General features: G+C 54.2%; 11 protein-coding genes. 8 read left to right on the top strand and 3 right to left on the bottom strand.

The annotated features are described in order from the left end of the window. Positions 1 to 71 precede the first annotated feature (71 nt). The 4 genes from FRD01_RS01020 to FRD01_RS01005 are packed head-to-tail and all read left to right on the top strand — an operon-like array spanning position 72 to position 12,851. Positions 72 to 11,639, top strand: a complete 11,568-nt coding sequence (locus FRD01_RS01020; RefSeq protein ID WP_146956812.1) for a tetratricopeptide repeat protein — start codon at positions 72 to 74, stop codon at positions 11,637 to 11,639. A 14-nt stretch (positions 11,640 to 11,653) separates the two neighbouring features. Next, complete coding sequence (locus FRD01_RS01015; protein WP_146956811.1) at positions 11,654 to 11,947, top strand: hypothetical protein; 294 nt, start codon at positions 11,654 to 11,656, stop codon at positions 11,945 to 11,947. Continuing rightward, positions 11,947 to 12,432, top strand: coding sequence for a low molecular weight protein-tyrosine-phosphatase (locus tag FRD01_RS01010; protein WP_249755898.1), 486 nt, complete (start codon positions 11,947 to 11,949; stop codon positions 12,430 to 12,432). Before FRD01_RS01015 ends, FRD01_RS01010 begins: the two co-directional genes overlap by 1 nt. Before the next feature lie 5 nt (positions 12,433 to 12,437). Beyond that, positions 12,438 to 12,851 carry a ferritin-like domain-containing protein gene (locus FRD01_RS01005; RefSeq protein WP_146956807.1) on the top strand — a complete coding sequence of 138 codons (414 nt, stop codon included), beginning with the start codon at positions 12,438 to 12,440 and terminating at the stop codon, positions 12,849 to 12,851. 3 nt (positions 12,852 to 12,854) lie between these two features. Here the strand turns inward: FRD01_RS01005 and FRD01_RS01000 are convergent, their stop codons facing one another. From FRD01_RS01000 to FRD01_RS00990, 3 genes are read right to left on the bottom strand one after another with little or no spacing between them, the layout of a single operon-like run. Continuing rightward, the gene (locus tag FRD01_RS01000) at positions 12,855 to 13,220 is read right to left on the bottom strand and encodes a YbgC/FadM family acyl-CoA thioesterase (protein ID WP_146956805.1); all 366 of its coding nucleotides are present in this window, start codon (positions 13,218 to 13,220) and stop codon (positions 12,855 to 12,857) included. Beyond that, a complete protein-coding gene (hemW, locus tag FRD01_RS00995; protein WP_146956803.1) occupies positions 13,217 to 14,380 on the bottom strand; it encodes a radical SAM family heme chaperone HemW in 1,164 nt (387 codons plus the stop codon). The genes FRD01_RS01000 and hemW overlap by 4 nt, the downstream gene beginning before the upstream one ends. Further along, the gene (locus FRD01_RS00990) at positions 14,377 to 14,865 is read right to left on the bottom strand and encodes a hypothetical protein (RefSeq protein ID WP_146956801.1); all 489 of its coding nucleotides are present in this window, start codon (positions 14,863 to 14,865) and stop codon (positions 14,377 to 14,379) included. Before FRD01_RS00990 ends, hemW begins: the two co-directional genes overlap by 4 nt. A 228-nt stretch (positions 14,866 to 15,093) precedes the next feature. Between FRD01_RS00990 and FRD01_RS00985 the strand changes: the two genes are divergently transcribed. From FRD01_RS00985 to FRD01_RS00970, 4 genes are read left to right on the top strand one after another with little or no spacing between them, the layout of a single operon-like run. Next, positions 15,094 to 15,774 (top strand): HAD family hydrolase, encoded by a 681-nt coding sequence (locus FRD01_RS00985; protein WP_146956799.1) that lies wholly within the window; start codon positions 15,094 to 15,096, stop codon positions 15,772 to 15,774. A gap of 28 nt (positions 15,775 to 15,802) precedes the next feature. Beyond that, positions 15,803 to 17,395 carry an NPN-dependent hydroxyacid isomerase, LarAH14/15/16 family gene (larAH, locus tag FRD01_RS00980; RefSeq protein ID WP_146956797.1) on the top strand — a complete coding sequence of 531 codons (1,593 nt, stop codon included), beginning with the start codon at positions 15,803 to 15,805 and terminating at the stop codon, positions 17,393 to 17,395. Between the two features lie 28 nt (positions 17,396 to 17,423). Further along, entirely contained in the window at positions 17,424 to 22,250 is a 4,827-nt protein-coding gene (locus FRD01_RS00975) for an AMP-binding protein (protein WP_146956795.1), read from the top strand. Between the two features lie 50 nt (positions 22,251 to 22,300). Next, complete coding sequence (locus FRD01_RS00970) at positions 22,301 to 23,383, top strand: NAD-dependent epimerase/dehydratase family protein (protein ID WP_146956794.1); 1,083 nt, start codon at positions 22,301 to 22,303, stop codon at positions 23,381 to 23,383. The last annotated feature ends 2 nt before the right edge of the window (positions 23,384 to 23,385 follow it).

Here is a 23,385-nt window from a genome sequence, read left to right as displayed (position 1 = left end):
CGTCTGATACGATCCGCGCGCCTCAGAAGCTAGCATCACTTTTCTCAACCACTTCCGCACGGATGGAGTTGATGGCCACCGATCTAAACGAACTTGAGATTCTCTGGCGGGAACAACCCGGCAATTACGACACCTTCGCCGCTCTCCAAGAGCTCTACGCCGAGCGTGGAAACTGGCGAGAACTCATGCGCCTCTACCAAGACGCGTCTTCAAAATTCGGGAGCGATCCGGAATTTGGGACGAATCTTGTCAAGAGGATGAAGTACATCGGCGAGCAGGTCACAGAACCTGAAGAACGTGGACCATTCCTCGTGGCCCTCGGTGACGCGCTCATGAACTACGCGGGAAGCCGTGATGAGGCGATGAAAGCATACCAAGAGTCGTATGTGGTGTTCCCTGCCGACGTCACATGTTTAGATCGGGCGCGAGCGATCTATCGAAAGAGTTCAGATTTTGAGCGCATTATTTTGCTCTATAAGCTCGAACTTAAAGTTAAAACGGAGCCTATCGAGCGAAGCCGCACTTTGACGTGCGCCGCACAGATTTATGGAGATGACCTTCGAGACCTCAAAAAGGCGCTCGAAGTTCTCGACCAAGCGATCGAGCTCGATTCGAATAACGCACTGGCTGCAGACCTCAAAGAGATCTACACACGCAAATCCTCACTTCACACCGAAGTTCAAGAAGAGGTCAAACGTGGCCACGAGCTTCTCAGGGACGGAGACACAAAGGAAGCCGCCAAGAAGCTCATCCGGGCTGCCAAATGGGAATCGCTCCGCGAGGGCGGCGACCTCGAGAGCGCACTCGAATGGGCTCGAGAAGCTTTAACGCTGGATGCGAGAAACCCTGAGGCTCAGTCACTCAGAGACGGTGTTCTGGACCGTTTGGGGCGCGAACCAGAGCCGCAGGACTCCGTAGTTTCCGTGATGGCACCGGTTCATTTGGACACGTCCGACGCGCGTGAAGAAGCCGAAGAAGAACAAGCCGAGGAAGAACCAGCCAAGCAAGAACAGGCCGAGGAACAAGCCGAAGAAGAAGACTTGGACGAGGATTCCGATCCAGAGGATCGCGAACCCACTCAGATGCTGACTCCTATCCAAAAGAAGGAGATCGAAGAAGATCTGGCCAAGCGGCAAGAAGGGGATTCTGGCGAGGTGGACCTCGAAAGCCTTGACCAATTGCTCAAAGCAATCAGCAAAAATCCTGAGTCCGTCGAGCTATACGACTTTGTTCTCGAGCATCCCGACGTCAAATCGCGGTCCAAAGACGTGGACGAAACGTTGGAGAACGCACTCAAGCGCCTGCGAAAGAAAGACGGCGAGGAGACGGCCATGTTGGCCATCTCAAGATTGCATTGGAACGTTCTTGGTGATTATGAACGCGCTGAGTACTGGTTCAAACGGCTAAAGCTCCTGAATCCAGAACATCCTGCCGTGCTCGCGTTCTATGAGGAATGGTACGAGCAGGAGGAAGAGTGGCCAAAACTCTTTGCTTTGCTTAGCTCCGTTCAACAACAAGCAGAGTCCGACGACCAAAAACTCGAGATCACGCGCCGACTCGCCGAGCTCGCTGAAAACCAGATGGGTAGTGCCGATAAGGCCATCAACGTCTGGAAATCTTATCAGCGTATGGTGCCCGACGACCAAAACGCCCACAACGAGCTGCGAACGCTCTACAAATCGCATCAAAAGTGGAGCGCACTCATCGATGTCTACAAAGAAGACCTCGAATCACAGGAAGGCGCCGAGAAGCTTGAACTTCTGCACGAAATGGCCGGGATCTATGAAGAGCATTTGCGGCTTGAACCTATGGTCATTCAAACTTTGCAGTCGATCCTCGAAGTCGACCCAGATGACCAAGATGCCTTCACTAAACTGAAATCTCTGCTCGAGTCAGGCAGAAGGTACAACGATCTCTCCCATATTCTGGAGCAGCGTGCTGAGCGTGCGATTGCCTCTGGGAACACCGCGCAAGCTATCGAATGCCTGGATGAGGCCGCAACGATTTGGCAGGACAATCTCAGGAACGTCACACAGGCTCTACCTTTCCTTGAACGAATCCTGGACATCGACCCGACACATGGCCCTACCCTCTCAAAACTTAAAGAAGTTTATGAGCAACGCCGTGATTTCAAGTCGTTGGTGGAGATCCTCTGTCGAGAAGCTGCTCTCGAGGATGCAGAAGGCGAGTTGAAGCGACTCAAAGAGATTCGCGTCTTGGCCTCGGAAAAGACTCGTGAGCCCGCCGTGGTGATCCCGGTACTCGAACGAATTCTAGAAATCGACCCTCAAGATGCCGAAAGCCTTGCCGAGCTCGAATCGATGGTGCGCCGTTCGAATGAGCCTGAGCGCCTCGTTGACCTCTTGAAGCGAAGAGCCGAGCTCTCCGAGGGAGATCGGATTTCGCTACTCGAGGAAGCAGCACAGATACTTCACAACGATTTGGGTCAAAAAGACGAGGCCATCGTTATCTGGCGCCAGATATTGGAAACCGAGCCCGGCCACGTCAAAGCGTTTGCGTCTTTGACTGGGTCTCTGATCCGAGCGATGGATCTCGAAGGTCTTGACGAGGTCTATCGAGCCCAGGACAAGCTCGACGTGTATTTCGAGTTGCTCGATAACCTCGCTCCGAGCCAATCCGACCCTCGTCCGATTTATCGCCGAATGGCGACGCTCGCGGCAGAAGACCTGGAGGACGATTCGCGAGTCATCATGAGCCTCGAGGCCCTGCGCGAAGAAGCAAAGGGCGATTCCGCGGAACATACGGAAGTGGCCACGGAATTACTCCCTTGGTACGCGAAGACTGGCGACGTGGAGAAAGAGATCACGATGAACCGAGTGATCCTTGAGAACTCGGATTCGGAAGAGGTCAGGCTTCAAACTACAAATCGACTGCGAGAGCTCGAGATTGCTCGAGGCGAGCAAGCTAACGCGCTGACCTGGGCTTTGGAGTCACTTAAGCTCAACCCATCTGATTCTGAGGCTCTTGAGGCGGGGCGTGAGCTCGCGGCTCAGACCGATATGATGGAGGTCTATCTCGAAAACCTCGAGGACCTCTCAAAAGACGTGGACGACGACGCCACCCAAGATCAGCTCTGGTACTTCATTGCCAAAGAATACGTAAAACTGGAGAATTGGCCGAGTTCGAGAAAGTACCTTGAGATACTCACCGAACGTCATCCCTCCGACCTAGAGTTTCTAGGGGAATTGGAGTCGGTACTCGACAAAAGCGGGGAATCCGAGCGTAGAATCGAGGTGCTCAGGCGCCAGATCGATGTACTCACCGAACGTGGTGCCGCGCGTGAAGACCTCGTTGATGAACTGTCCAAGATTGCTGATGTCCAACGCTCAGCGCTCGGGGAGTCTGATTCAGCCCGTAAGACCTATCAGGAGATTCTTGATATCGACCCCGAGCACCTGCGTGCTCTTCGCGGTATGAAGGAACTCTATCGAGAAGACGAGCGCTGGGACGACGTCAACGAGTGCTTGCTCCGCGAAGTCAACGTTTGTGCGATAAACGACCCCGAAAATCGACTTAATGCGATACTTGAACTCGCAGACCTAAACCGCGAGAAACTAGGGCGTTTTGACGAGGCACTTCGAAACTACGCTGAAGTCTTAACCGAAGATCCCCGAAACGAACGCGCTTTGACTTCTGTGGAAACCCTGCTCTCTGAACCCGAGCAGGCACGCGAAGCCGCACTATTGATTGAGCCTATCTTCCGAGATTACGATCGGCCCGAAGAACTCATTCGAGCGCTAGAAGCCCGACGCGCCGTGGCTTCAGATCGTTTTGAAGAGGCAGAAATCCTCGACGAGCTCATTCCACTTTATCAACGAACCGAGAACATTCCGCTAGCCTTTGAACGGGCCTGCAGACAGTTTGAGCTCGACGCTGAGCGCTCCGAGATCTGGCTACGACTTGAACAGCTTGGTGCAAAGCTCAATCGATGGGTGGAAATCGAAGAAATTTTCTCGCGCTTTGCGCCCACAGATGCCTCGGCGAGTGCCACTCGCTTTGACTTGTTGCGCCACCTTGCGGCGATTCGTGAGTATCAACTCAACCTTAAGGAAAAGGCTCTCGGCGCCTGGGAAACTTTGTACGAGTACGACCCGCTTGATAGCGCGCACGTCGAAGCTCTTGAGCGCCTCTATCGGCAGCTCGGAAAGCATGAAGAGCTAGTCAAGATTCTTCAGGCTCGAGCCGATTTGGTGGAAACCCCTGACGAGCAGGTAAAACTGCTGCTCGAGGCCGCCAGCATCAGTGATGACGTGCTCGCTGACTCGGGCCTTGGCGTGGATATCTATCGTAAGTTGCTCCTCATTGAGCCGGAGCATCGCAAGGCGTCCGACGAACTTCGGCGTCTCCTCCGAGATAGAGAGTCCTTCAACGAACTTGGAGAACACCTCGCTTCGCAGGCCGATATGGCCTCAGATCCTGAGTATCGGAAGGCGCTAAGAGTCGAGCTTGCAAGACTGCGTTTTAACGAAATGGCCGACCAGTTCTCGGGCGTGGACACACTTAGCCAGATTTTCATCGACGACCCTTCAGACCACGAGCTCGTGGCCGTCGCTGAAGAATGGGATCAAACCTTGGCGGAAAGCGGCTCTACTTCCCTTCGTGTTACACTTGGGCGCTTGACCGAGCCCTATTATCGGGACAACGCGTTGAGCGCTGAACTTGTGGCGGTCCTCAGTGTTAGGAAGGACGACGAATCCGATGTGTTCGAACGCGTGGCTCTCCTCGACGAGATCACCGAGCTCCTTGCCGAGCAAGGACGAAACGAGGAAGCCTTTGACGCATGTGCTGAAGCGGTCAAGATTCTCCCGGATGACGAAGGTAGGCGCGAAAAGCTTGAAGATCTCGCGCTGAGAATCGATCAGGTAGAACGTTGTGTAGACGCGCTCAAAGAAGCGGCTGAGAACGCAGACCCCATCGTTGCGGGCAGTATCTTGCGCCGAGTTGGAACGCTCCTTCACGATTCCTTGGATCGTCCGCTGGACGCCATCGATGCGTTTGAGACAGCACTCGAAAAGAACGAATCTGACCTCGAAACGCTTGGAGCTCTCGAAGTTCTTTATCAATCCACCGAGGATTGGACGAACCTTACGCGTGTCCTCAAGCTTCAGGCCGTTTTTGGCGAAGACCACACGCGGGCTGATTACTGGCGCCAAATCGGGACGCTGAACTCCGACATCGTCGATGAGCCAGACACCGCAATTGAGGCATTTGTCGAAGTTCTCACACTTGAGCCCAATGATCCTGTCTCGCTCGGCGCCTTGGAACGCCTCTATGCAAAAGAAGAGCGATGGGAAGACGTGGCCGATATCCTAGAGCGAATTACAGAAAACGTTCACGAACCGGAGCTTCGTCGCTCTTCGCTTGAAAAGCTGGCTAGGCTTCGTGAAGACCGAAGCGGTGACATCCAAGGAGCCATCGACGTCTGGAATCAGGTTCGTGTTCAAGAGCCTGATGCAACCGGTGTCCTCGACGAGTTGGCACGCCTATATGAGCTCGAGTCCATGTGGGCCGAGCTGTCTGAGATCCTTCGAGAAAGACGCCCGCTTCTAATCTTGGAGGAGCTGGACGCAAATGACCTCAAACTTGCTGAGGTTCTTGCGAAGGAACTCTACGCAACGGAGGAAGCCCTCGACCTCTACCGGGAAATCTTCGTCCGGAATCCAGGCTCTGACGACGCCCTCCAGGCATTGGCCGAGATGGCGGAAGACGAGGCCCTACTTGAGGATGTGGCCCCTGACCTGATCGCCGCATACTCAAATCGTCAAGAGTGGGAGAAGCTGGTCTCGATTCATGAACGACTCCTCAGTCGAGAGACGGGTCCCGACCTTATCGCTCGCGCTCGAGAAATCGCTCGAATTCAGAAAGAACACCTGAACGACCTCGAATCGGCTCAGGATACCTTGGCGAAGTCCTGGTTGCTCGACGTTGAAAACCACGAAGTTCGTGATGAACTCGTTTCACTCGCGGCCCAAACCAATGCGTTTGATGCGTTGGCGCAGACCTACAAAGACGCCCTTTTAGAGGCCCATGCTGAAGAGACGGCGATAGACCTGCATTTGAGGCTTGCGCTCCTTTATATGGAGCAACTCGAAAGCCACGATGACGCTGAGCGTCATCTCCGCGAGGTATTGCTTGCCGATGAGTTCCACACGGACGCATTTGAGCTTTTGACGCATCAACTGACCTCGGAGGAGCGCTGGCACGATTTGGTGGACGTGTTGGAGTCGCGGTTCAACGCCGAGATCAACACGGGAGATCACACCGCGCTCGAGCATCTGCGCCGAATCGCAACCATCGAAGAAGAATTCCTTCAGGACGAGGCTCGCGCGACCCAGACATGGCGCCGCGTCCTTGAGTTCAATCCTGAGGATAATGACGCCGACAAGGAGCTTCGACGCCTCTACGGTGCTCAAGAGGACTGGGATAGCTTGAACAGTCATCTCATCCAGCAACTAGCAGTGGCAGGCCCGGATACAGCACTTAGCTTGAGAGAGGAGCTCGCTACTCTCAATCGAGAATTCTTGCTGAATGAGTCGGTTGCAGTGGATTACCTCAGGGAAAACCTGAGCGTGGACCCTTCAAGAGAGTCTACGATTCATGCGCTTGAAGTGATTTTCAAGACTTCTGAAGAGGTCGGACTTCGCGCCGAGATTGCTCAACTCCTAGAGCCCTACTACCGGGCCATTCAGGCAAGCGATAGACTCGCCGATGCGCTCGAAGCTCAGGCTGCTGACACCACGGATCCGGAACGCAAAGTGGCTCTACTTTTGGATGCCGCGCGAGAGGCCGAATTGGTGGGTCAGAACCTAGAGCGAGCGGAATCGCTCTACGCACAGGTTTTTGTGCTTTCACCTAACCAACCCGACGCTAGAGAGGCGCTTGAGCGAACCGCCCTTCGAACGCAGGGTTGGGAGAAGCTGGTGGAACTCTACGAGACCACGCTTCGGGACAATTTTGAGGTCGATGATCAGACCCGTGTCGCGCTGAACCTTGAGTGCGCTACCATCCAAGAGAGTCGGCTTGAGAATCTTGAAAGTGCTCGTGAATCACTGGAGGGCGCCCTACTCCTCGACCCCGAGAATGCACAAGCTCTCGATGCGCTGGAACGGATTTACGCGAGACTCGAGTCATGGGTAGATCTTGGCGAGTTGTACCGTAGAAAAGCGGATTTGATCGTTGACCCGATCGACCGAAAGGAAGTTCTAGAGCACCTGGCGAGCCTTTATGAGGACGTGATTGAAGACCCTGAGGCCTCAATCGATGTTCATACTGAGATCGTTGGTCTAGACCCGGGCGACAAACGCGCTCAGCGTGCGCTCGAGCGTCTGCTCCATCACAATGCAAGGTGGTTTGACCTGGCCGACCTCTACCGGAATCAGGCAGCTCAAGCTCAGAACACACACGAAGAACTCGAGTACCGTTACCGTTTGGCCCAGCTCCTTGAGACGGAGCTCGACCAACTAGACGAATCACTCGTGCTCTACCGAGAAATTCTGGAAACCGACCCATCGCACGACGAAGCGCGTCGTGCCTTGGAAGGCCTGAGCAGGGACCTCGATATTCGAGACGGCGAGTGGGAAGAACAACGCTTGCAAATCTTGGACACCCTCTTGAACTCCTATGACCGAAGTCGAGACCGAGAGAAGGTTCTTCGTTCTTTGGAACAAAAGGTGGAGCTGACTCAAGATATCCCAGGCAAAGTCGAGATCTTCCGACAACTCGCACAACTCCTTGACGGTTCACGAAAGGCCGAAGAACGCTCGCAAGCCATGGCGTTCTTGGCACGCGCCTATCAGATTGACCCTCGGGACCAAGGCCTCTTTGATCGAGTTCAAGAGCTTGCTGATGAGTTGAACGCGTGGGAGAGACTTCCATCTCTCTTCCTTTCCGGACTCGAGCTGACGGACGATATCGACGCGCAGCTGGCTTTGATGGTCTCGTCCGCGAATATCCTCGCGAACAATCTCAAAGATCACGAGAGCGCTGTGGCGGTTTGGCAAGAGGTGTTGCGGCTCGAGCCCAATCACGAAGAAGCCGCGTTGCAGCTTGAGAAACTCTTGGGCGAACTTGAGATGTGGCAACCCCTGGTTGAAATCCTTTCGAAACGGGCTGAAAACGTCTTCGAGCCAGGTGACCAAGAGCGCATCTTCAAAAGAATCGCGTCCATTCAAGTTGATGTGCTCGGTGATGTTAACTCCGGCATTCAAACTTGGGAAAAGCTCCACGAGCTCAACCCCACTCGACTTGAGTACGTGCAAACTCTTGAATCGCTTTACGAACAGGAAAACCTCAACGACGAACTTGAACGAATTCTTTCGTTGAAGGTCAATCTTGTGGACGACGGCACCCCGCGCCTCTCAGTGTTGAGAAAGCTCGCGAACCTACAGGACGAAGTCCTGCAAGATAGGGATAGAGCTATCGAGTCATGGGGCCAAATCCTTGTGATGGAGCCGTCGGACCCCAAAGCACTCAACGCTCTGACCCGACTCTATGAGCTTACGGAACGCTGGCCAGAACTTCTGGACGTACTGGAAAAGCAGCGAGATCGCACCAGTGGGCAGGAGCGCGCCGTGTTCGAGTTGAAAGCGGGATACGTCTTGCTTGAAGCCCTGAACGCCCCCTACGACGCACTCGGAAGCTTCAATGCCGTGCTTCAGGAGGACCCTGAGAATGTGATGGCTCGGGATGCCATGACAACCCTCCTTGAGCGTCCGGAAACCTATCCGGATGCGTTTGAGACGCTTGAGAAGGCCTATGAGGCCTCAGAAGACGCAAAGGAGCTCGACAAGCTCTATGAAGTGGCACTTGAGCACTCGGCCGACCCAGAGGAGCGTGAGCGTGTCTATCTGAAGCTCGCAAGGCTGCACGAAGACTCGGGCAGCGCGAACCTTGCGTTTATGACTTATGGGCGTGCGCTCAGGGACGCTCCGACATCCCCAGATGTGCGCTCAAACATTGAGAGATTGTCAGAGGAACTTGGAAACAAGGACGAACTCGTTGCGGTTTACGAAGACTGCCTGGATGCCATGGACGCCGACCCTGCGAGTGCAGCGGCACTTCATCGAAGGCTAGGCATCCTCTACTTCGAACTCGACGAGGCTAAGGACGCTATCTCTCATTTTGAGCAGGCGTTGGAGTTTGACGAGTATGACGGTGGAGCGCTTGACTACCTCGACCGGCTCTATCAGATGACGCATCAGTGGAACCACCTGCGAGACGTCCTTGAACGCGAGCTGACCATTGCGAATCCCGCACGCGTCAATGACGTTCGCTACCGATTGGCTTACCTCCATGAAGTCGTCTTTGAGGATCCGATTACTTCGCTGGAACACTACCGAACCGTGGTCTCTGAAGAGCCAGAACATGCTGGCGCGATTGCTGCTTTGGAGCGAATTGTCGAGGTTGAAGAGGTCCAAAAGGAAGTTTGCGAGATCCTACTTCCTCTCTACGAATCTGCAGATGACTCCGAAGGCCTCGTTCGAATCCTGAACCTTCGTGTGGAACATTTGGACACAAATGTTGAGCGTGCGCTGACCCTCGAGCGTATTGCAGATCTCGAAGAACGCGTGTTTGCAAGACCTGCTGTGGCCTATGCCTATCTGGGACGATCTCTTAGAGAGGAACCCAATAGCTCTGAAGTTCAAGAACGGCTCGAAAAGCTCGCCGATGAAAACGGGCTCGATGAAGAGCTTGTGGCACTCTACGAAGATATCATCGCTGAGTTGAGCGACCCTGTCCGAGAGCTTGAACTCTCGCTTGTGGCTGCAAAACGTTGGGCCCAGAAACTCAACGAGCCAGACGAGGCGAGACGCCTCTTCCATCGGGTACTTGAGATCGATCTCGAGAATCAAGAGGCTCTAAACTGGCTCGAAGAACTCGCTCGTCTCGAGAATAACCACCTCGAACTCGCGCGCGTACTTCGGAAGAAGACAGAGGCGCTCTTTGACCCGACTGAGCGAAAGACCACCTTGATTGAACTCGGAAAGGTCCTCAGTTTCGTGGAAGACTTTGAAGGGGCAATCGAGGCCTATCGTGAAGCGTTAATGATCGACGAGTCCGACCAGACCATCATGCGCGCTCTTGTGGACCTCTATGAAATTGTGGAGGAATACGTCTCGCTTGTTGAACTTCTCGAGCGTCTTGTCGACTTTGTGCTCGATGAAAACGAGAGGTTCCAACTCTTCGTCAGAATCGGTCAATACCAACGAGTTCTTCTCAAGGATAACTTCGGAGCGATCGACGCGTACCGAAAGGCTCTGGAATACCAACCCGAAAGTGCAACGGTGCTTCAAGCCCTGGATGAGCTCTACACGGAGACCGAACAATGGGTTGAACTTCAGGAGGTTTTCCAACGCAAGTTGACACTGACCTCTGACCCGAATGAGCGATTGAGCCTTCTGGTTCGCTCCGCATCTCTTAGCTACGAGAAGTTCTCGGACGTCGCACAAGCGATCACCGACTTTGAAGCGGCACAGGAGATCGACCCTAATCACCCAGAAGTCGTTGCTGCCCTTGACCGCCTCTACACTGGCGAGCAGCGATGGGACGACCTGCTCGGCCTCTACGACCGTGTTATCGCGTCTTCATCGCACGATCCGGAACGCGTTGCGCAACTTCGAGTCACGATGGCTGATATCTTTGCCAATCGACTCGGGGACCCGATCAAGGCCGTTGAAAACCTGAACGCTGTGTTGATGATTGCCCCAGGCCATCAGGAAGCCTTAAGCACACTCGGGGATATCTACGAGTCCGCCGGCGACCACCAGAGTTTGCTCACGATTCTGCAGCAACAGCTCAACGTAGCGACCGATAACGCCCAGAGGCTAACGGTCTACTTAAGGCGCGCCCTGCTCCACCGCCACACGTTGAACGATCCCGCCAGTGCGAGTGCGGACCTTATCGAGGTCATTCAGCTCGATCCTTCGCACCAAGACGCACTCAAGGAATTGAAGGCAATTTATGAAGAACTCGGGGCGTGGGACCAGCTCTACGGCTTTCTAGACTTCGAGGCGGGCCAAGCTGATGCGGAAGCCAAAAAGGCCACCTACCTTGAAATGGCCGCCATCTCCCGCGACAAACTCAAGGATCCGTCTAAGCGAATTGCTGCCTTGGAAAAGGCGTACCAGCTCGACGCAGCGGACCTGAAGGTGATCGAACCTCTGCTCGATGCCTATATCAGCGGAGAGGCGTTTGATCGGGCGGAACCCATGCTCCTTGAGGTCATTGAGAAGCTCAAGGCCGATCGAAAGATGAAAGACGTGGTGAAGTTTATGCACCTTCGGGGTAAACTTGCCGAACAAAAAGGCAATGTTGAAGAAGCCCTACAAGCCTACGAAGAGGCGCATAAAGTGGATGCTTCGTACATTCCAAACTTGCTCTCGCTTGGCAAGATCACCTTCCAGAAAGAAGATTGGGACCAGGCACTAAAACTCTTCCAAACGTTGCTTTTGCATCAAATGAACATCGAAAGGGATGACGATAAAGTCGATGTTTACTACTATCTTGGCATGGTGCGGTGGCATCAAGGTGATGCTCGACGCGCGAAGGATATGTTTACCCGAGCGCTTGGAATTGATCCTAACCATCAACCTACTCGTGATGCGCTCGCGCAACTCTAACCAGTGAGAAGTATATGACACTTGAAGACTTGATTAATGCCGGGTTCGCTGAAGAAAATTGGCCTGAAGATCTACCGAAACCTGGCGAAGCCAATATTTCGGACCAGGCCCTTGGCCCTAAGCAGCAACTCTACAGGTTCCAGCCGAACGATACTCACGCCATGGAAGTCGTATTGGATACCACTACGGTTCCAGACCCCGCCGAGGGCGTGTGCTTTATGCTCAATCAGTTCGCCTATCTCTGGCGCACCAACAAGGATGGCGTTGCCATTCAACCCGACTCCTCTTGCCGACGCATTAATTTCTGATGAATCAAACACCCATTAAGGTGATGTTTTTCTGCCTGGGTAATATTTGCCGCTCCCCCATTGCCCATGGGGTATTCGAGCATCTTGTTCAGGAGCGTGGACTCGCCGACAAATTCGACATCGATTCTTCCGGAACCAGTGGATACCACACCGGTGAAGCTCCTGACCCCGGCTCACAAAGAGCGGTCAAGAAGCTCCTTGGCGCCGATATCTCCAGCCAAAAGGCTCAGAGGCTCAGTGCCAGACATTTGGAAGAATTCGATGTTCTAGTGGCGATGGATGCCAACAATCGCCGCGACGCCCTAAAGATCGCGCCACAGGCCACAATTCATCTGATGAGAGACTTCGATTCCAAAGGTCGAGGCCAAGATGTTCCGGACCCTTGGGGATATGGGGACTCGCATTTTGAAGATGTTTTTGACATGGTGCATCGAAGTTGTGAGCAATTGCTCGAACATCTCATTTCTGAGTTCCAATTGGAGTAGACGACATGTCAAACGAAGCCCTTATCAAAAGCCTGAACCAAGCCCTTGCCTTCGAATTGCGCGCAGAGATTATGTACGCCCACTATTCGGCATACGTAGCAGGCATCCATCGTTTGCACCTCCAGCCCTTCTTCGCGGCCGAGGCGCAAGAGTCTTTCACCCATGCCAGCGTAGTTCGGGGAGCCATCGTCAAACTTGGGGGTGTCGCTGTGACTGAGCGTGACCAAGCGCCAATCAAGCACACCACGGATTACCGTGAGATCCTCGAAGAGTGCCTAAATACCGAGAAGAAAGCCGCCGAGACCTACGGGGCCATCCTTCAGATTCTTCCGGACAACGATGATGAGCTCTACGATTCGCTTCAGCAGGTTTTCTTTGCTGAACAACGAAGTGTCGAAGAAATCACCCGCCTGCTCTGAATTCTACCAATGAGGAAGGGGCGTGAGCTTGTTGTTTGGGTCGACCGTGACCATTTGGACTTCGCCCTCGACAAGCAACTTCCCTTCCTTCCAAACGTTTTGTTTGAACACGACACGGTAGTCGCTCTCCCTCACCCACGTTGAGCGAACCTCGATGATATCGCCGAGGCGCGCGCCCTCCTTGTAGGTGAGGCTCGCTTTATAGACGACAAAAGCCACGCCCTCCTCCAGAAGCTTCACCAGGCGCTCCGCGCCGATGACGTGCTCACGGGCTCGCTCGAAATATCGAAGATAGTTTGCGTGATACACGACCCCTGAAAGGTCGGTATCCTCGTAGTAAATCTGCACCTTGTGGACGTGCTCGTTCATTCGACCTCGAAAATTGCTTCAGCCATAGAATCGGAAAAATAGAGCCCTACTTTCGTGGGCTGATATAGCTCATCGTCCTGCGTAAGCCACCCCCTATTCACGAAGGGAGCAAGAGAAGTAGCGACCCGTTCAAAGTAGTCGTTATCCAGGTGAGGAAACTGCCTTCTCAAGGCTCCGAGCTCAAATCCGCTGATCGAACGCATCCCGAGAAAGAGCCTTTCGCGGCAATGATCCAAATCGTAGAGCGTCTCGAGCTCGTGGGCCTCGGTTGGGTCCGCTAAGTATGCCTTGAGATTGCGCGAGTTAGCGCGCCGCTCGGCAATAACCGAGATGGAAAGAGAGTGCGCACCTACGCCCAAACCAAGATACTCGCCGCCGCGCCAATAGTTTTGATTGTGTACGCTGCGCACCCCTGCACGCCCAAAATTGGAGACTTCGTATTGTTCAAAGCCCATCGCCTCAAGGCCGTCTCGCATTTGGTCCAAGAGCTCTGCCACAGTATCGTCCTTTGGAACCCTGAGCTCGCCACGCTTGTTTTGCTTCCCAAAGGCCGTGTTCTCTTCGATGGTCATCTGGTAGGCCGAGACATGGTCCACGCCAAACTTCTCCAGCAGCCGCAGGTCATCCTCAACTTCGCCCCGATCATTTCCGGGGCCGCCAACGATGAAATCGAGGCTGATATCCAGCGGAGATCCAAGAAGCAGTTCCACGGCGCGCAGCGCACCGTCGGAGTCGTGGTTCCGCCCCAACGCGCGCAGGTACCTCTCACTAAAGGTCTGAACCCCAAGGGATACCCTCGTGACGCCAGCCGCTGCCCAGGCTCTTATCTTTTCATCGGTCACGCTCGTTGGGTTTGCCTCGACACAAACCTCGCGCACACCATTCATCACACTAGAAAATGAGTCCAAGACCCTTGGGATGGCGGCCCCGCTAAGAATCGAAGGTGTTCCTCCACCAAAATAGACACTGACCAGCTCTCTGCCGCTAAGCCTGTACTTCCTCGCTTCCCACTCCTTGATAAGCGCCTGAACGTAGTCCTCTTCTGGAATCTCTTTACGAATCGCAACCGCAAAATCGCAATAAGGACAGAGTCGCTCACAAAAAGGAATATGGACGTAAATCGAGGCGGGGCGGCCCTCGGGGGCAAAGATCACACTCATGGAATTTCGATATTTATCCGCCCTTCATTCGCGCGAACTTCTAGAAGCTTGGGCTTTAAATCCATGGGACCCGTCGAGTCCGGCTTGGCATCGGTTTCCAAAGTTTCCCATGAATCGCGGCCCCAGGGCCTTGGAACCCAGTAATAATAGGTGAAATCGTCAGGCCTTAAGACCCTTCGAGCTCCTGCTTCGATGGTTTCTACCTTGTAGAGGTAGTTGCGATTCAGAACGACTCGCACATTGTTCCAATCTTCGTCGCTCTTATTCTCGAGGAAGAAGATCTGCTGATTGAGCGGCTCCAGAATCTCAAAACCATATCCGGCGCCCAACTCGTTTTCAGAGTCCGGACTCATGCCGACCCAAATAACTGTGGCGACGACAATCAAGACATAGACGACGACCACGGCGATCTTCTCGGTTTGGTAGCGAGACCCTCCGCTGAAGAACCCTCCAATCGTCTCAATTACATTTTGTCCAGATTGCACGCTTAACTTCCCACGTGGAGACCAGATATCCTCGACCAATCGGCACTATACAACGCAGGCATCCATGTGCCTAGTCTCGCTTGTTCTCCCGATATTGGGCATGACTCATGAGTCATTAGAAATGCCAACTTGACAAGTATTTATGCGGTCCTTATTGATTTCGGCCTGCTCACACCTTTCACGATTTTTTGGTTGTTTGAAGGAGCGGGCCCAAAAGGGAGTACAGGTATGACTCAACAATCCGCGCGGCGAACGGCGGCCTTCTATGACGTAGATGGCACCTTGATCAAGACCAACGTGGTCCACGCATACGCATACTACGCAATCAACGACCCGAGTATCACTTCTAGAATTCAGAGAACTGCCTCTCTGGTAGCCAGCCTCCCGCTCTACTGGGTCGCAGATAAATACGACCGCAAATGGTTCAATGACGCATTCTACAAGAACTATGCGGGGTTGACCGAAGACCGACTCATCGTTTTGGGTGAAGAACTCTTCGAAAATGTGATCCGCCCCAATATTTTCAAAGGCGCGCGCGACCTCATCCAAAACTCGAAGGCACAGGGCCATCAGCAAGTCCTGGTGACCGGCGCGCTCGACTTCGTGACCGAACCGCTGGCGCGCTATCTAGGTGTGGACGATTTTGTGGCCAACCGATTGGAGTTCAAGGACCACGTCGCCACCGGTAACTTGCTCAAACCCATGCTTGCTGGCGCGAACAAAGCCCTCTGGGTTCGCCAATACGCCGAGAAGCACAACCTCAATCTCGACGAATCTTTCGCTTATGCGGACTCTGGCAGCGACCTCCCCTTGCTTTCCGTTGTCGGAAAACCATGTGCTGTAAATCCGGATTTCCGACTAAAGACCACAGCGCGAGCCTACCAATGGCCCGTGTTAACGTTGGAATAACACCCTCCCCATTTGAATAAGGACGGCCATGGCCGAAGATAAGACATATAGTTGCGTGCGCATTTTGGACGAAGACTCCGTGCCCCGCTACATGCATTACGGCGAGGACTTCATCAATGTGAAGCTTCCGGCTGGAACTCGTGTAGTTTACGCAAAGCCTCCGATGAAGCCCATCGAGAACCGCAAAGCTGCCATTCGATACGCCTTGAACAATCCCGAAGGCGATGCAAAACCTCTCTATGCCCAGCTCAAGCCAGGTATGAAGGTTACCATCGCCATCGATGATATCTCGGTACCTCTGCCTCCGATGCGCACTCCAGATTTGCGTCAGCAAATGTTGGAAGTCGTGCTCCAGATTCTGGAAGACCACGGGGTCGAAGACTACGAGATGGTCATTGCTCTCGCGCTACACCGACCCATGACTGCGTCGGAAATCAAGCGCATGGTCGGCTCCGAGATCTTTAACAAATACTATCCTCACCGCCTCTACAATATGGACGGCGAGGATAAAGAAAACATGGTGATTCTCGGGACCACGCGTCATGGCGAAGAAGTCCAAATGGTGCGTAGGGCCGCGGAGAGTGACCTCCTCATCTACGTGAACATCAACTACGTCCCGATGAACGGCGGCTATAAGTCAATCGCCACCGGGCTCGCCGGCTACACTGGAATTCGACACCACCACAATCCCAAGACGATTCTGGCAAGCGATTCCTACATGGATCCAGAGAAGTCAGCGCTCTACTCGTCAAACGAACGCATCGGAAAAGTGATCAGGGAGAACCTCAATGTCTTCCACATTGAGACCACTTTGAACAACAAGATGTACGACGACAACCTGATGTTCTTGGCGAGGCCTGAGGATATCTGGTCGCCCGCAGACCACCTCAAGTTCAAGGCGATGCAAAAGGCGCTTGAGAGGGTCCCTCGTCCAGCAAAGCGCGCCCTCTTCCACAAAATCCCCGCGGATTACGGGCTGGTGGGTGTACACGCAGGTGAAACCGAAGCTGTGCACGCCAAGACCCTTGAAAAGTGTTGGCAACAGCATGCTGTGGAGATGGAAGGCCAAGCCGACGTCATGATCTACGGAATCCCCTTCGAGAGTCCGTACAACGTCAACTCTATCCTGAACCCTATTTTGGTTCACGTGATGGCGCTCGGATACTTCTTCAATATGTACCGCGGTAAGCCGGTCATCAAGAAGGGCGGAACGCTCATCATCACGCACCCGTGCTATGATGACTTCGATCCAGACCATCACCCGAGCTATATCGAGTTCTTCAATCTCTGCCTCTCAGAGACGCGGGATTCGAAAGTCCTGGCTCATAAATGGGAAGAGAAATTCGCCCATAACCCGAACTACATCGAGATGTACCGGCGCGGAAACGCCTATCACGGCGTCCACCCTTTCTACATGTGGTACTGGGGCGAAAACGGACGCGCACATATCGGGCGCGTCATCGTGGTTGGAGCCGAAAACTCCTACGTCCCTGAACGCATGGGTTGGCTCGCCGCTGACACCATGGAAGACGCCCTTGAAATGGCAAAAGATTTCCACGGACCTTCGCCGGAAATCACAATGATGCATCACCCTCCATTCTTGATCGCGGACATGATCTAAGGTCGAGAACTCACGGAAAGGTTTTGGAATGTCGAACGAAAAGAACGGTAAGAAAAACGGCAAGTCGAACGGCCATCTCAATGGTCAGATCAATGGGCATGCACACGAGCCTTCGCACGAGGTCGTGCGCGCCACGGATGACCTTGCAGACGTTGCACTTCCCTCGTCGGCATACGATGATCAGGGATCCTCACTCTCCGTAAGCAAATCACTTCACGGAAAGCGTATCCTCGTGACAGGCGCCACGGGATTCCTAGCCAAGGTCTATATTTCGATGTTGCTTAGGTATCATCCAGATATCGAACAACTCTACGTTTTGATTCGTGAGTCGAAAACCAAATCGGCAAATGACCGCTTTCTCGATGAGGTAATTTCATCGCCCGTTTTCGACCCGCTCCGGGAGATTTACGGAGCAGGTTTTGATGAGTTCTTGAGGGAGAAAGTCACACCGCTCGGCGGCGACATCACCCAACTGCACATGGGGCTCGCCGAGGACGAGGCACGCGCCATCTCCAGTGTTCTGGACGTTTTCGTCAACTCAGCCGGTCTGACGAACTTCAATCCAAATCTCGAAAGCGCCTTGCGAATCAACACGATGTCTTCGCAGTACATTCTGGATTTCATCAAGCTCGGTGGCTCGCACGCAAAGCTCCTCCACGTCTCGACCGCATTCGTGGCGGGTTCCACTCAAAAGCCGACACCGGAAGTCCTTCCCTTGGAAGACGTCTACCCACGCCACAACGAGCTCGGAGTGGACTTCGACGCGATCCGAGAAATCAAGGATTGCCTGGCGATGATCGAGCACGCAAAGGTCCTCTCAAAAGACCAAGAGCGCCACACAACCTTTGTCAAAGCCGCAAAGGACAGGCTGAAGAAGGAAAACCGCCTCATCGACGAACAGTCCGTCGAAAAAGAGATCGAGAATGAGCGCCGCGATTGGATCAAACGCCATCTCTCAACCGAAGGCCGAAAGCGCGCCGAGCATTGGGGCTGGGTCAATATCTACACCTATACCAAATCGCTTGGGGAACGGCTCCTCGTGGAGCACGCGGACGACGTTGAGTACTCCATCTTCCGCCCTGCTATCATCGAGAGTTCCATGTCCTACCCGTTCCCAGGGTGGAACGAGGGCATGAACACCACCGCTCCCATCATGTTCCTGATTTACAAGGGACACCGATTCATCCCCGCCAAGCCAGATGTCAAACTCGACGTGATTCCGGTGGACTGGGTGACCGGGTTGATGATCGGAATGACTGCAGCGCTCATCGAGAGCCGACACGAGGCCGTCTACCACTGCGGTACGAGCGACCGAAATCCGATGACGCTCCCACGAATCGTGGAACTCTGCGCACTTGCCTCGCGCCAGATTCACTCTAAGAAGGTAGGTGTTCCAGCTTGGAAGAAGCTCGTCATCAACAGCATGGACGCCATCACGGTGGACGAAGGCACCTTCAAACGCCAATCCATTCCGGGCATGCACAAGGCCGCAAAATCTTTTGGGTCGGCGATCGACAAACTCCCGACTCGGCAGATGGGAGCTTTTGGAAAGGCGCTCAGCAGCGTGCGAAACGAGGCGAAGAAGGTCGAGAAGCTCACCGCGACTGGCGAGAAGATTTTCGAACTCTTCATGCCTTTCATTCACGACAACAAATATGTTTTCGTGGCTCAAAATGCACTCAAGCTCTCCGAGATGCTTCATCCGAGCGAACGCCATCTCTACGGATGCCCTGTAGAAAGCCTCGACTGGCGTCATTACTGGCTAAACGTGCACACGCCGGGCCTAGAGAAATGGGTCTTCCCAAATCTCGAAGAAAAGCTCAAAGGCGATCCACGAGAGACCTACACCTACAAAGACCTCGTCGAGCTCTTCGACTCTTCGACAACAAATTACGCCCAAAATATTGCACTTCAGCATCATCGTGGCGGTGAGATTGTCGAGCGATACACTTATGGAGAACTCAAGGAACGCGCCGAGAGAGTCGCGTCGTTTCTAAACTCCATGGGCATCTCCACGGGAAGCTCCGTGCTCCTCCTTGGCGAGAATCGGCCTCAGTGGGGCATGGTTTACTTTGGTATTCTGAAGGCTGGCGCGATTGCTGTCCCGGTTGACGCAGAATCCACCCCGAATCAGGTCATCAATCTCGCGAAGTCATGCCGAGCGCATGCCATTGTCTTAAGTCAGGAAGTGTTCGATCGAATGGCGGCCGAAATCGAGAGTGAGATTTCGTCACTTGGTCTGCCGACACGCATTCTGACCCACAATCAGCTGCTCACGCTTCAGCTTCCGGGACCCGAAGTCAAAATTCCAGACGATGCACCAAGAACCACGGACGACCCAAACCTCGCGAGTTTGATTTTCACCTCGGGCACCACCGGTGACCCAAAGGGCGTGATGCTCTCGCATCAGAACTTTACGTCGCTCCTGAGCAGCCTCGACGGCACGTTTAGAATCACGGACCGCGACGGGTTCCTCAGTGTGCTTCCGCTCCATCACACCTTTGAGTTTTCGGCAGGATTCCTGATGCCCCTCTCAAAGGGTGCAAGCGTCACCTACCTTGACGAACTCTCGGGCGAAGAGCTCAAGAGTGCGATGAACGCCACTCGGGTAACGGCACTGATCGGGGTGCCGGCCCTCTGGCAACTCCTCCATCGCAGCATCAAACAACGAGTGGACGCGGCCGGCCCAAGCGCAAAAGTTGTTTTCGACAACATGATCGCGTTGAACCAAAACCTGCGAAAGCGTGGCGTCAACGTTGGCCCCCTGCTCTTCTCATCCGTACACAAAGCGTTCGGAAACCATATCAAATATCTGATCTCCGGCGGAGCCTCGCTCCCCGAGGACGTCCTTGAGGCTTTCAATGCGCTCGGCTTCGACATCTACGAAGGCTACGGATTGACCGAAGCAGCTCCTGTTTTGACTGTCAGCCGACCCCAAGACGGGCTCAAGCCAGGGAGTGTCGGAAAGAGTATCCCGCATGTAGAGATCAAGATTCACAACCCCGACGAAAACGGCGTGGGTGAAGTCGTCGCGCGGGGACCGAACGTCATGCTCGGCTACCTCGACCGCGAGGATGACACCAAATCGACCTTGCAAGATGGCTGGCTGCATACCGGCGATCTCGGCACACTTGACGACAAAGGAAGACTCACCATCGTCGGAAGACGAAAAGAAGTCATTGTGACGTCTGGCGGAAAGAACGTTTACCCGGACGAACTCGAAGACATCTATGGCAAAGCCCCAGGCGTTTTGGAACTTGCTATCGTAGGCCTGCCGGACGGTCGCGGCTCAGAACGAGTCGCCTGCTTGGTGCGCCCAGACGTGCCCGAAGGCGCGAGTGCCGAGGAGATCGCCGAGCTCAGAAAATCCATCCGTGAATGGATCCGAGTTGAAGGCCTCAGAGGCACACCACACACGCGTATCCAAGTCCTACGATTCTGGGACGAAGTCTTCCCAAGAACGTCCACACGCAAGGTCAAACGCCGCGAGATTCTCGAGATTCTCGACCGACTTCTCGTCGCTGAAGAGACCAGTGTGGACAAAGGCGAATCCGACCACGCTTGGGTCTGGCTTGAAAAAGCTGTCGCGACTTTGGCCGGGAAAGAGGCCTCCGCCATCCACCACAACACACATTTGGTGGACGACCTCGGATTCGATAGTCTGATGTTTGTCGAGCTTGTGAGCATCCTCGAGGCGCGCAGTATCTACATTACCGCTGAAGCACTCTCTCGCCACGAGACACTCGGGGCGCTGCGAGAAGCACTAGAGAACTCATCTCAGAGCACCCAAACAGCACTCGTTGTGCAGCCGAAATCAACGGCTGAGCGCGTGGAGAGCCTTCCTGTTCCAGCGCCTGTATCGGAGCTCGGAAAGAAGGCCCTTCATGAGGCGCAGATGCGCTCGTACAAAGGCTACTTCGACGTTCAAGTCTCTGGGAAAGCCAACATCCCGTGGCACTCCCCGAACGTCATCGTCATCGCAAATCACTCGAGCCACCTGGATATGGGCCTTGTGAAGTTTGCGCTCGGTGATTTTGGAAAGGAAATCCGCGCGCTCGCAGCAGCCGACTATTTCTTCTCCAATAAGATCCGAAAGACTTATTTCCAGAACTTCACGAACCTCATCCCTGTTGAGCGCGCCGGTACGCCGGATGTCGCGCTCAAAGGCGCGCTCGACGCGCTCGATAAAGGTGAAACCCTACTCATGTTCCCAGAAGGGACACGGGCTAGCGACGGGAAGTTGAGGAAGTTTCGGCGCGGACTAGGCTTTCTTGTGGCCACACAGAAAGTGGACATCCTTCCAGTATGGATCGAGGGCACCCATCGCGCCCTTCCGAAAGGGAAGTCTCTTCCTTCGCTTACTTCTCGCAAGCTCAAGGTGAGAATCGGCAAGCCACTTGAGGCGTCCAAATTGGTCCAAGCGTCAAACGGAGCGACCGGCAACGATCTCTGGGATTTCATCGCCGAAAGCGCCTACCAATCCATGGTTGATTTGCGTGACCTCGGCGTGAAGAAGACAGGCGGGGAAGATATTCTTCAGCCGCTCTTCTCCGAACTCAACCAGAAGTTCGAACGCGATCAGCTCGATCAACCCGTAACCTACTATTTCACCCTCGGAGCATCGGACGACCAAAAATGGTCCATCGTCGTCAACGCAAACGACTGCAGCATCTACCAGGGTAAACCCAAGAACGGTGCGGCTGATTGTGTGGTAAAGACATCCCCGGAAATCTTCCGAAAGATCGTTCAAGAAAAGTACGTGCCGTCCTTTGACGAGTTCATGAACGGGACCATTAAGACAAACTCGCCGGACCTCTTGGCCAGATTTGGCGCCGTGTTCAAGCTTCAGGGATGAACCTCGCCTCTTGTCTTCAAGTACGATTTAAGCAGTAGAAAGGAGTACACATGACAACACTCGTTACCGGCGGAACCGGATTTCTTGGGCGCGCTTTGGTCCAGCAATTGGTCGAGCGCGGTGAGTCCAATGTCCGGGTGTTGACGCGCCATTTTGACCTCGAACTTTCGGACCTCGGAGTCGAGATCGTCGAGGGCTCACTCGATAGTCCGGAAGATGTTCGCCGTGTGGTTGATGGAGTGAGCAAGGTCTATCATTGTGCCGGACTCGTGGAACGCGACGCCTCCAAGGCTCATAAAATGTACGCCGTCCATGTCGACGGAACACGCCGCCTCTTGGACGCTCTTCGCGACCAAAAGGTCGAACGTATTGTTGTCGCCTCGACCAGCGGTTGTGTCGGCGTAAGTGATGATCCTGAGTTTATTGCAACCGATAGCTCGCCTTACGTGGAGCAATACGCTCGAAAATGGCCCTACTACCTCTCCAAAATCGCTCAGGAGAAGGTGTGCAACAGATTTATCGAAGATCATGGCATGCCCATCGTTCAAATGCGCCCCACGCTCCTTCTAGGCCCCGGAGACACGCGAGAGAGCTCAACGGGCGACGTGAGCCTATTCTTACAAAAGAAAGTCCCAGTGAAGCTCTCAGGCGGCCTCTCGTTTGTTGATGTCCGCGATGCTGCCACTGCCTTCATCCTCGCCATGGAGACCCCTGAGGCGAAAGGCACGTACCTCTTGGGTGCCGCAAACTGGACGCTAGGTGACTTCTTCGACCAACTCGAAGCCCTAAGCGGGGTCAAGGCGCCAAAAGTTTCTCTGCCCAAAGAAGCTACGCTACAGGGCACAAGATTGCTTAGTACAGCGCTCAAAATGTTTGGTGTTCGCTCCGACCTCGATCCGGTCAGCGTCGAGATGGCATCTCTCTTTTGGTATATCGACTCGTCGAAGGCCCAACGAGAACTCGGCTGGGAGCCCAGAGAGCCGATGCTCACCCTAAGGGATACCGTGCGCTGGCTTCAATCCTACCATCCGTCGCTCGCGACTTCTGGCCCGGCCGAACCCGTTGGCCACCCGTCGGATTGGGTTCCCCAAGAAACTATTGAATGGGCGCATGCCCAGCGGGAAAATCGCTAAGA

Origin of the sequence: Microvenator marinus (assembly GCF_007993755.1) — a bacterium.
In the GTDB taxonomy this organism is placed as follows: Bacteria; Myxococcota_A; Bradymonadia; order Bradymonadales; family Bradymonadaceae; genus Allomicrovenator; species Allomicrovenator marinus.
The sequence above is the reverse complement of the archived record's forward strand: the minus strand, read 5'-3'. Positions and strand labels throughout refer to the sequence as shown.

Bases quoted from the DNA above. Each gene is read 5' to 3' on its own strand.
- FRD01_RS01020 (WP_146956812.1), top strand. From the start codon at position 72: ATGGCCACCGATCTAAACGAACTTGAGATTCTCTGGCGGGAACAACCC.
- FRD01_RS01015 (WP_146956811.1), top strand. From the start codon at position 11,654: ATGACACTTGAAGACTTGATTAATGCCGGGTTCGCTGAAGAAAATTGG.
- FRD01_RS01010 (WP_249755898.1), top strand. From the start codon at position 11,947: ATGAATCAAACACCCATTAAGGTGATGTTTTTCTGCCTGGGTAATATT.
- FRD01_RS01005 (WP_146956807.1), top strand. From the start codon at position 12,438: ATGTCAAACGAAGCCCTTATCAAAAGCCTGAACCAAGCCCTTGCCTTC.
- FRD01_RS01000 (WP_146956805.1), bottom strand. From the start codon at position 13,220: ATGAACGAGCACGTCCACAAGGTGCAGATTTACTACGAGGATACCGAC.
- hemW (WP_146956803.1), bottom strand. From the start codon at position 14,380: ATGAGTGTGATCTTTGCCCCCGAGGGCCGCCCCGCCTCGATTTACGTC.
- FRD01_RS00985 (WP_146956799.1), top strand. From the start codon at position 15,094: ATGACTCAACAATCCGCGCGGCGAACGGCGGCCTTCTATGACGTAGAT.
- larAH (WP_146956797.1), top strand. From the start codon at position 15,803: ATGGCCGAAGATAAGACATATAGTTGCGTGCGCATTTTGGACGAAGAC.
- FRD01_RS00975 (WP_146956795.1), top strand. From the start codon at position 17,424: ATGTCGAACGAAAAGAACGGTAAGAAAAACGGCAAGTCGAACGGCCAT.
- FRD01_RS00970 (WP_146956794.1), top strand. From the start codon at position 22,301: ATGACAACACTCGTTACCGGCGGAACCGGATTTCTTGGGCGCGCTTTG.